Here is a 10,075-nt window from a genome sequence, read left to right as displayed (position 1 = left end):
ATCGAGTTATGTTAAAAATTAGTTTTGAAAATTAACACTGGCTTGCAGCCAAAGCGATTCTTGCCGGAACCATATTCACATAGTCCCTGCACCCGTTAAAGATTTTTTTTAAAAGTTCCGATGAAATCCCAAGCTGAACTGCCGCGAAGATAAGCATTCTATTTTATAGTCCTAAATTGAATGCTTACAGTTTGTAAGATATTTCTTTAGAAATTCTTTTAACGGTTGCAAATATGCTGAATCTAAATCCCAGTATTTGGGATTTTGAAATGCCCAATATCCCTTGCCGAACTTTTCATTTTCTTTTCTGGTTTTTCTTAAAGATGCAATGTAACTGAATATTTCGCCTTTTCTTCCTGAGGTTTGATAGAGTTTTTTTCCTCGATCTAGCCGTGTGACACTCTTTTCATACTTCCGGTAGCAATCTATAAGACCTCGATGTTCATGTTGGGTTATTTGCAGTAACATTGATTCAAAATCACCATCTGCGTGATTGTTGGGCCATAAGAATAGGTCGAATTCGATGTTGTAGTCTTCTTTTGCTTTGAGAATTTCAGCTTTTCTTTTGGAGAATCCGCCTTTGTTACTCGATGTATCGGCATCAAAAATTACAATATTTGTACCTCCGTCTATTGTGTTTTCAATAAACTTAAGTGCAGTATTTCCTAATTTATCTTTTCCACCAGTACCAATGATTTCAAAATCTTCTAATCTCATCTGAGGGAAATGATATAAGATAAACTTTTCTACGAAATCTTGTTCATTCGTTGTCTCTTTGCCTCTATCTAATGCCTTATTTACTCCGCTTTCTATGAAAATCCGTATCATCTTATTTCAATTTCTTGATTGATTAAGTGATTGAATTGTTTATAAGTGCTCTTAATGGCTTTTAGTGTGTCATCACTTGTTTTGCGTAAAGTGTAGACTCTTATATTTTCTTCCCACAATGAATCTTTTTTTTCTTCCACTACTTTACAGAGGGTCTGTAGAGAGTCAATGTTGTGTGTGGTGGCAAAGAGTTGTACGTTGTATTCTTTGGCGGCTTTGAGGAGGGCACGCCACATGACAGGCATTGATTTGTAATGTATGCCATTGTCTATTTCGTCAACGAGCAGGATGCCGTTGCTGCAATAGTAGATGCTGATAATGAGTGAAAGCAGTTTGCGTATGCCGTCACCTAACACCTGAATGGGAATGCGTTTGTCAAACCCCATGTCTACAAGCAATTCTCCGTCTGCAAGTACAATGTCTTTCAGATTAGGTTCTATTTCTTTTAATATATCTATGACAAACTTTTCTTGTTTGTTTTTCAAGATAACGGAATAAAGTTGGGAATTGTCATGATAGGGATCTGAAGCAGTCTGGTAGATGCAGTGCAATGTTTCTTTGTAGGTTTTAGGCGCATCTTTGACTACTGTATTTTCTGGATGTGAGCTTGACGCCTGGATTGCTGTTTCGTATGTTTCTGTAGATTTATCCGTATGTTCTATTGTGGTCTTCATGCTTAAAGTATAAATTTTGTCATTTCCGGCAGAGACATTATTTCGCGGGACTTGCAGGGTAGGCGAAAGCTCTTCGTGGTATTTAATTGCCACACTGCGTTTGGTTTCGTTGTCATAAATGCCGTTCAGGTGTATAGTGGCGTCCGGATTCAGTTGATAGAAATTTAAAATCATGTTATCCGGACCATTATGCATATATCTCCGTACCCAGTTGATAGTCATTGCGAAGCGGGGATTTGTAGAGCTGGTATAGAGGAACAAAGCATCGAGAACAGACGACTTTCCACAATTATTGTAGCCTAAAAGAAGATTGATTCGTTTTAGGTCATCTATTGTACAGTCTTTGATGCCTCTAAAGTTTTGTATATGAATGTTGTTTATCATATTTTGCTCTTTTTTGTATGTATTTACTTCCCGTCCGGGCACGCTTCGCGGTTACCAGTCCCATTGTGCTTTAGGGAGAGGTAAACCCTTATCTTGGTATTTCCGGTGGCGAAGGTAATGAATTAAATTGAAAATTTCAAAAATTGGAAATTGAAAACGGAATTGAAAGTTGAAAATTAGGGCTGAAAATACATTGTGATTTCATTTTACACATAAAAAGTTCTTTCAATTTCTCTTCTTCTGCATCATATTTATGCGATTTTAGATAAGCTAATACATTACCTAAGGCAATCATTTCTTTTGTATGTTGAAGCTGTTTGAATAGTTTTTTGAATCTGGTGTCATTCTTAGATTCTACTTCTTTTGTTATTCGTGTAAATGATTTTAGGTCGTAGGTTAATCCGTATTCTTCTAATTGGATGTTTGCTTCTTTTACGCAGGATAGTATAAAGGTATCCATAGCTGGGGATATACGAAGAAAATAGTGATTATCTTTACCGTGTTTGAGCAAGGTGATATGTTCGGTTCGGGCGATGACGGCGCATGCTTCTACATACGAAGGTTGTCGTTTGTCAGCATCTACTATGCCTAAAGCAAATTCATTTTTTAGGGTCATTCATGGTTTTAACTACCGTGTTGCATCCCTTTTGATGGTTGACTCCTTCTGTGTAACAACCTTTTGTGTTGAGTATTGTCTCAATCAGGTTGGTGTCTATATAGCATTCCGGGATGATATCTAAATCTTTCATTATTTTGCAAAAGTTTCAAGGTTAAAGAATGCATCCACACCATAATCATAGATTTCTTGCATATCGACTTCTGTTGCGGTTTTAACACTTAATTTCCCTTCTTTTATTCCGGTAAAGAATAGTCCTAAGTCGATATCCTGTTTTTCTAATAACGAGGTAAGGACATAAGGACTATGGGTCGCAATGGATAAATTGCTGGCATGAGGTCCTTCGGTAATTTCAAGTAACCAGTTGATGAGTTGCGTCTGAGTAGGAGGAAAGAGGTTTTCTTCCGGCTCTTCCAGAAAGATGTCGCAGAAATGGTTGCTTGTATAATTAGAGAGTATTTCCTTACACCGATTTGTAGATGCTTGGTTAGCAAATAGAATGCCAACCTGTTCAGAAGAATTGTTTGTTAAATTGAAGTATACTCGTTCCGGGGATTTTCCAGATGCTATAACTTTCTTAGTCTCTTGTTCGAAAAGTTCTTTATATATTATTGTGAGCAAAAGCAGGTTTTCTAATCCACTTTTTACACTTTCGTTTTTTTCTTGTTCATACTGTAACTTATTCAAATAGTTGAGATGTACATATAACGGGATAAGCGATTGCAATCCGCTTGACGTATTGGTAAAATCCAGTTCTTCGCCGTTTTCGATTCTTACTTTATCAGCATGGGATGATTCTTCGTAATGATATGCAATGCCCAAATTAAGTACATCCAATTGGTTTAGGGTAGCCTTGCGTGCTGTTTCCCAATCGGACATAAAATCACGGATGTTGTCATCAGCCAATTTAACATCGAACCAATTGGGGATAACAGCAACCATGTTCCGCTCTGCCGGAATATAAGTTACTTTAGAACGTGTATATTCCCAGCGGGCATCTTTCCAGTTGAATTGGAATTTCTGATTTGAATGATCGTATGAAAAATGCATGTAGTCTGACTCATATTCCACGTATGTGTCGGGTTTGATATAGCCTTTTAGTTTGTGGAAGCGGACCAATTCGTTGATAAATACATTTTCTTTTTGGAAATACTCTGGTTTTTGGGTCAATTCGATACGTTTCTCTACCCATGTGCAATAACATGCCAATTTGAGAACACAGCTTTTTCCCGAACTTTGCGGACCGATAATGACGTTGACTTTTTTCAATTCGATGTCAATTTGGTCTAATGGTCCGATATGCTTGACTATCAGATGTTTCATTTTGTTTCTGCTTTTATTATTTTTCAGAAATGAATTGCGAAAATCATTTTCTAATTGCGAAGGTAATGAATTAAATTGAAAACTTCAAAATTTGAAAATTGAAAGTTGAGAGTTGGAATTATATATGCAACAAAAAACGCATTAGGGTTCGTTGCTTGATGAATCCTAATGCGTGGGCTGATGAAGCAGGCTTCGTCGGGCGATGAAGCCGTATGCATTTTTGTCAGTACTTTACTGACTGATTGACAGGAGGAGTGTGGGTCAGTCTCTGCGGAATATGTCGCGGGTGTAGACTTTTTCTTTTACATCGTCCAAAGATGCATCATACCGGTTGGCTATGATTGCCTGGCTTTGGCGTTTGAATGTGTCTAAATCGTTGACTACCTTGCTTCCGAAGAACGTGCTTCCATCCTCTAAGGTCGGTTCGTAGATGATGACAATGGCGCCTTTTGCCTTGATGCGTTTCATGACACCTTGGATGCTGCTTTGGCGGAAATTGTCGGAGTTTGATTTCATGGTCAGCCGGTACACGCCGATAGTGCATTGGCGTTCTTCGTTGGGATTGTAGTCTCCCCGGTTGTAATAGTCGTAATATCCGGCTTTGTGCAAGACGCGGTCGGCTATGAAATCTTTTCGGGTACGATTGCTTTCCACGATAGCCTGAATCAGGTTTTCGGGGACATCGGCATAGTTGGCAAGAAGCTGTTTCGTGTCTTTAGGCAGGCAGTAGCCTCCATAGCCGAACGAAGGGTTGTTGTAATGCGTTCCGATGCGGGGGTCGAGGCAGACTCCGTTGATAATGGCTTGCGTGTCAAGCCCTTTCATTTCGGCGTATGTGTCCAGTTCGTTGAAATAGCTCACCCGCAAGGCAAGGTAGGTATTGGCAAAAAGCTTTACGGCTTCTGCCTCGGTCAGTCCCATAAACAGGGTGTCGATATTTTCTTTGATAGCTCCTTCCTGAAGGAGAGCTGCAAAGGTATGAGCCGCTTCGTCTAGCCGTTGGTCGCCTTCGGGACGTCCTACGATGATACGGCTGGGGTAGAGGTTATCATACAAAGCCTTGCTTTCGCGAAGGAATTCCGGAGAAAAGATGATGTTGTCGCTTTGCATCTTTTTGCGGATATTTTCGGTATAGCCCACCGGAATTGTGCTTTTGATGACCATAATGGCATTCGGGTTGACCCGCTTAACCAGTTCAATCACCTCTTCTACGTGGCTGGTGTCGAAATAATTCTTTACCGGGTCGTAGTTGGTAGGGGCAGCGATAACGACAAAATCCGCATCGCTGTATGCCTTGGTTCCATCGAGGGTTGCTGTCAGGTTCAGTTCCTTTTCAGCAAGGTATTTTTCGATGTATTCATCCTGAATGGGAGACTTGCGTTGGTTTATCAAGTCTACTTTTTCAGGAATAACGTCAACTGCTGTTACCTGATGGCGTTGGCTCAGCAGGGTGGCGATACTCAAACCGACGTAGCCTGTGCCGGCTACGGCTATCTTTAAGTCTTTCATTTTAGGTGGTTTATTTATCTTTTGTTTTTCTTTTCGTCGCTATATCCATATCCGTAGCCATAGCTTCCGTAGCTGTAATATTTGCTTCCGTATCCGTATTTGGCTCCGTAACCGTAGTAACTGTTCTTACGTTTGTTCATGTCAATGTCGTTGATGACTGTTGCCAGTTTCGGGAATTTCTTTTCGTCGCGCAACAGGTTGATGTAGCGGAATCCGGCTTTTGGAGTCACATCGGCACGGCAAATATATACACACAAATCGGCAATCCGGCTGATAATAGCCGTATCGGTCACCATGCCAATCGGCGCTGTATCCAGGATGATGTAGTCATAACGTTGCTTCAACTGTTCCATGGTGCGGTCGAGAATTTCGCGTGCCACCAGTTCGGTCGGGTTGGGCGGTATGGCTCCACCTACCATGATGTCAAGATTCGGACTGATTCCCGAAGGCTGAATCACATCGGCAAGGTCTACGTGTTCCGGGTCGGAAAGGTAATTGGTGATGCCTTTGGCATGGTGCTGGAGGTTGAACACACGGCTCAACCGGGGCTTGCGGATATCCAGACCGACAATTAGGGTTTTCTTGCCCAAGAAAGCAAGGCTGACTGCGGTATTGGCTGCAACGAAAGATTTTCCTTCACTGGGTTGTGTAGAAGTGAAAAGAATCACTTTCTGATTGTTTTCCAACATGAAAATCAAGTTGGTGCGCAACCGCCGGAACGCTTCTTCCATGATTTCGTTCTTGTTTTCCCGTATCACGATAGAACCGGTTTCCGGCATTTTGCAATGGGGTAGTTCGGCAAGAAGCGGAACCGAGGTAATGCTTTCCACGTCTTCACGGTTCTCGATTTTATATTTTAGCAAACTGCGCAAGTAGATAATGGCAACGGGAATTGCCAAACCGATGACCAGGGCAGCCAGCAGGATGATTTTTTTGTTGGGTGATACCGGAGCACTGTCTGCCAAAGGCTCTTCGACGATGCGTCCGTTGTTTGCTGTGGCTGCAAGCGTAATGGCGTTTTCTTCCCGTTTTTGCAGCAACATTGTATAGAGGGCAGCCTTGATTTCTTGTTGGCGGGCAATGCTTAGGAATTCTTTTTCTTGCAAAGGGGCATTGCTGATACGTCCTTCGTATTTACGGGCTTGACGCTCGATGTCTGTCTTGGCGATGTTCAATCCTTTCAATACGCTGGCTACCGTAGTCTGTACACTGTGGCGCATGGCTTCGATTCCCGTATTCATGTTGATGACAGCGGGGTTGTTTTCAGAAGAAGTGCGCAACAAGCGGTTCCGCTCGATAATCATCGTATTGTATTGGTCGATGGCGGAAGTCAGGTTCTGGTCTTGCAATCCGACATTGGAAGGGATAACTTCATCGTTGTTTTTCGGGTCGAAGATGTAATTGCGCAAAAACTCTACCAACTGGATTTGCGTGGCATTTTCCATGCGTTGTTGTTCGTATCTGGAGCTTTCCGATAGAGCCAATTGGGCGTCGCTGGTTAAGTCAGTCAGTCCCGAACGTTGCTTAAAATCAGCCAGTTCGGTTTCGGCTGTACCCAATTCGCGGTTGATGATGCCGATACGCTCTTCGATGAACTCGGCAGTTTTCTGTGCCACTTCGTTTTTTTCGTCGTTGGCATCGCGGTTATAGAAAGCCACTAAGCAATTGATGAAATCGACTCCTCGTTGCTTATTGGTATTCTGCACATTGATTTGGGCAATGGTTGTTGTTTTTGAAGTTGCTTCTACAGACGTGCTTCCCATATAGCCTTGTGCGGTAGCTGTAGGCGAACTGATAGAGGCAGTCAGTGTGACGTCTTCTTTCGGCAACCCTTGAATCGAGTCGTTCGGAGTGAAGTTAATGACTCCTACCGGAGTGGGCAAGGCTGCAGGCAGTTTCAAAAACGTCTTGTCTAATTCTTCGATTTCTGTATCTACCATGTATTCAGCGTGGACTGTCAGTTTGCCGGTAGGGGTATAAGTCATTTTCAAAGTAACCGGCATTTTCAGCTTGTCGGCTTGTTCGGGTGTCATAAACACGTCTACCGGAGAATTTTTGTAAAGCGGAATGTCGTATCCGGTTACACGGTTTTCTACAATATTGGTATAAAGGTGCAATTCGTTGACCGCTTTCTTTATTAAGGTACGCGAATGGAGGATTTCCACTTCATTGTCGAAATTGCTGGTCATAGAGAGCATACCCAAATCCTGAATGGCAGCCAGCGGGGAGGCGGCAGAGTTGCCTCCTTTTTGTTCTTCTTCCTTAATTAATACGGCAGCTGTGACGTTGTATACCGGTGCCTGATAGCGTAAATAGAGAAATGCTAATATGACGCATACTATTACACTTACGATAAACCAGGGCCAATAGGCGAGGTATTTGAACAAGATTGCATACAGATTGATGCTTTCTTCGTTGTTCAGTTCGTCGATGTTTTGTTCTTCAATCATACGTTATCTATGTGTTAATTATCATTTTAAAATGGTTACCAACAGACTGGCGAGGGAGACTAAGACCGATGTGGCAGATAAGAGGACTGTCGTCGTATTGCCCACATCCGAGTTTTTCGCTTTGGTCTTATTGGGAGTCACATAAAGCACATCGTTTTGGCGCAGGTAGAAATAAGGAGAGAGCACGATGTCGCTTTTGGTCAGGTCGAGTTCGATAATTTCTTGTTTCCCTTGGGCACTTTCGCGGATTAGCTTGACATTGGTACGGACACCGTAGACCGTCATGTCGCCTGCCATGGCAAGTGCTTCGAGGACATTTACTTTTTCGTTGCTGACGGTGAAAGTTCCGGGGTGTGCCACTTCGCCCAATACGGATATTTTGTAGTTTACCATGCGGACAGTAACAATCGGAGTTTCTTTCAGGTAGGGCTTAAGCCGTTCACGAATCATGTCTTCAGCTTCGTTTTTAGTCATTCCGCCCACGTGCAGACGTCCTAATACCGGAAAATCAATGTCTCCTTCGTTGCTTACCAAGTATTGTTGAAGGGTTGGTTGTGAGGTGACGTAGCTATTGGGTTGTGACAAGTTTATAGCCGTTTGCATCGTTAAATTGAATGGTGCAGCAGCCTGTGGGTCGGATGTATTGACTGTGATGCTCAGCAAGTCTTTCGGCATGATTTGTGCATCGTAAAGCGGAATTTCTTTTCCAAGTTCATTCACCAACTGCGGATATTGCAGATAAGGCACATCTTTATAAGATGTACATCCTGTAAAAAAAGCTGAAACAGCTATAGCGAAAAGGAGTAGTTTTAGTTTCATGTGAAAGTTAAATCTCTATTTATTACAGTTTTACAATTTCGGTCTATTTGAAGAGACTGGCAAAGAATCCTTTTTTCTTTTTGTTGTTTGTCTGTTCCTGTCTCTCGTAGAGGGCAAGCAAATCTGCATAAGTGAGTTGCTTGTTGATCATTTCATAAATAACGCCCCAGTCGGGCAGTCCTCCCAAATTGCGGTCGTCAATAAAGAGGTCAACCTTAAGTTTCCGCGAATAATATCTGTTCTGTTCCTTTTCTTCTTCGGGATATTCCCGGTTGACTGCAAAAAATTCCAATCCTCGTTTCCGGCAAAAGTCTACGGCTTCATCCAGCAGCTTGCCTTCTCTTACGGTCCAAAGTACCAGCTTATGCCGTTCGGCTGCCAGCCTTTTTAATGTTTCGATGGCAAATGGGATTTCCGGTCCAATTGCCGGATACTTGTGTTCGACGATGGTTCCGTCAAAATCAACGGCTATCAGCATAGTTGCAAATTGTTATGTTCATTACTTTATCTAACCTTTCATTTACTTGTGTATTTGCCGTTAGTTGAAAATAAGAACAGCAAACGGCACGTATTGTTCATGAAAGCCACGCAAAAATACAACTATTTCGTGAATGCGCAAAAAATGCGGCTGCTTTCTTTTTCCTTTTTATATTAAGCATTCATTGGCTCTGCTTTCTGTATCTATCTTTTGTAGCAAATACTAAAAAACTCGAAAACTGTTGGTGTATGTGCAGGCATTTTATTATTTTTGCCGTCACAAATTCTTAAAAGCGATTATGAAACGAATAAAAGAAGGAATTGCAGCGTTGTTTTTGGCTGCCTTATTTTTATCAAGCTGTGATGACGGCAAGACGTATGCTGAATACCGGGACGATGAAATAGATGCAATAGAATCATGGATTTATACGCATAATTATCAGATAATCAGTGAAAGTGACTTCTATGCACAAGACACGATGACCGCCGAGAATCAGTTTGTCCTGTTCGAAGAAAGCGGAATCTATATGAATATTATCGAAAAAGGAAAGGGCGAATCTGTTTTGCCGGATGGTTCGTATGCCATTCTTTCGCGTTATTTCGAGATAGCCATGCAGGAACGGGACGAAATGTTTCATTTGGGAGATACGCTGACAGGAAACATGAATTTGCTTAATTATCCGGGTTATATTGTGGATAGTTCTTGGTCATTGCCCATGTATATGTTGCATCCCGAAGAATATAAGGTGACCATCAATGGAACTTCTTATTCGGCAGCTTTTACAAGCAGTTATATAATGTATCCTGTTTATGGAACAACTTCGGTGCCAACGGGCTGGTTGTTGCCTTTGCATTATATAAAACCTTCACGTACAGCTTCTTCGGATGATGTGGCGCGGGTGAGGTTGCTTATTCCTCATGCAGAGGGTACCGCGAATGCTGTGAAGTATGTTTATCCGTGCTATTATGAAATTACGTATAGTTTAGGAAAATAA

The 10,075-nt window shown here is 41.9% G+C and carries 9 protein-coding genes and 1 pseudogene; 1 reads left to right on the top strand and 9 read right to left on the bottom strand.

Annotated elements, in window-relative coordinates:
* Window positions 1-31 precede the first annotated feature (31 nt).
* From B5F91_RS15440 to B5F91_RS12000, 9 genes and pseudogenes are all read right to left on the bottom strand, one after another.
* A pseudogene (locus tag B5F91_RS15440) lies at window positions 32-149 on the bottom strand (IS66 family transposase); the annotation flags it as partial.
* 22 nt (window positions 150-171) lie between these two features.
* On the bottom strand, window positions 172-828 hold the full coding sequence (locus B5F91_RS12035; protein ID WP_087429319.1) for a DUF3226 domain-containing protein: 657 nt from the start codon (window positions 826-828) through the stop codon (window positions 172-174).
* Window positions 825-1,886 carry an ATP-binding protein gene (locus tag B5F91_RS12030; protein WP_144025113.1) on the bottom strand — a complete coding sequence of 354 codons (1,062 nt, stop codon included), beginning with the start codon at window positions 1,884-1,886 and terminating at the stop codon, window positions 825-827. Before B5F91_RS12030 ends, B5F91_RS12035 begins: the two co-directional genes overlap by 4 nt.
* Window positions 1,887-2,022: 136 nt before the next feature.
* Window positions 2,023-2,502, bottom strand: coding sequence for a hypothetical protein (locus B5F91_RS12025; protein ID WP_204244691.1), 480 nt, complete (start codon window positions 2,500-2,502; stop codon window positions 2,023-2,025).
* Between the two features lie 132 nt (window positions 2,503-2,634).
* Window positions 2,635-3,825 (bottom strand): AAA family ATPase, encoded by a 1,191-nt coding sequence (locus tag B5F91_RS12020; RefSeq protein ID WP_087429317.1) that lies wholly within the window; start codon window positions 3,823-3,825, stop codon window positions 2,635-2,637.
* A gap of 261 nt (window positions 3,826-4,086) precedes the next feature.
* A complete protein-coding gene (locus B5F91_RS12015; RefSeq protein ID WP_087429316.1) occupies window positions 4,087-5,334 on the bottom strand; it encodes a nucleotide sugar dehydrogenase in 1,248 nt (415 codons plus the stop codon).
* Between the two features lie 14 nt (window positions 5,335-5,348).
* Window positions 5,349-7,784, bottom strand: a complete 2,436-nt coding sequence (locus B5F91_RS12010; protein ID WP_087429315.1) for a tyrosine-protein kinase — start codon at window positions 7,782-7,784, stop codon at window positions 5,349-5,351.
* Window positions 7,785-7,805: 21 nt separating this feature from the next.
* On the bottom strand, window positions 7,806-8,603 hold the full coding sequence (locus tag B5F91_RS12005) for a polysaccharide biosynthesis/export family protein (protein ID WP_087429314.1): 798 nt from the start codon (window positions 8,601-8,603) through the stop codon (window positions 7,806-7,808).
* 43 nt (window positions 8,604-8,646) lie between these two features.
* Entirely contained in the window at window positions 8,647-9,081 is a 435-nt protein-coding gene (locus B5F91_RS12000) for a hypothetical protein (protein WP_087429313.1), read from the bottom strand.
* Window positions 9,082-9,379: 298 nt separating this feature from the next.
* On the opposite strand from B5F91_RS12000, the gene B5F91_RS11995 reads away from it, so the two are divergent.
* A complete protein-coding gene (locus tag B5F91_RS11995; RefSeq protein WP_204244690.1) occupies window positions 9,380-10,075 on the top strand; it encodes a DUF4827 domain-containing protein in 696 nt (231 codons plus the stop codon).

The organism is Bacteroides sp. An322, assembly GCF_002161765.1.
GTDB lineage: Bacteria > Bacteroidota > Bacteroidia > Bacteroidales > Bacteroidaceae > Phocaeicola > Phocaeicola merdavium.
The sequence above is the reverse complement of the archived record's forward strand: the minus strand, read 5'-3'. Positions and strand labels throughout refer to the sequence as shown.

Excerpts from the sequence above, each read along its gene's own strand:
- B5F91_RS12000 (WP_087429313.1), bottom strand. The coding sequence starts at position 9,081 with ATGCTGATAGCCGTTGATTTTGACGGAACCATCGTCGAACACAAGTAT.
- B5F91_RS12020 (WP_087429317.1), bottom strand. The coding sequence starts at position 3,825 with ATGAAACATCTGATAGTCAAGCATATCGGACCATTAGACCAAATTGAC.
- B5F91_RS12005 (WP_087429314.1), bottom strand. The coding sequence starts at position 8,603 with ATGAAACTAAAACTACTCCTTTTCGCTATAGCTGTTTCAGCTTTTTTT.
- B5F91_RS12010 (WP_087429315.1), bottom strand. The coding sequence starts at position 7,784 with ATGATTGAAGAACAAAACATCGACGAACTGAACAACGAAGAAAGCATC.
- B5F91_RS12025 (WP_204244691.1), bottom strand. The coding sequence starts at position 2,502 with ATGACCCTAAAAAATGAATTTGCTTTAGGCATAGTAGATGCTGACAAA.
- B5F91_RS12015 (WP_087429316.1), bottom strand. The coding sequence starts at position 5,334 with ATGAAAGACTTAAAGATAGCCGTAGCCGGCACAGGCTACGTCGGTTTG.
- B5F91_RS12030 (WP_144025113.1), bottom strand. The coding sequence starts at position 1,886 with ATGATAAACAACATTCATATACAAAACTTTAGAGGCATCAAAGACTGT.
- B5F91_RS12035 (WP_087429319.1), bottom strand. The coding sequence starts at position 828 with ATGATACGGATTTTCATAGAAAGCGGAGTAAATAAGGCATTAGATAGA.
- B5F91_RS11995 (WP_204244690.1), top strand. The coding sequence starts at position 9,380 with ATGAAACGAATAAAAGAAGGAATTGCAGCGTTGTTTTTGGCTGCCTTA.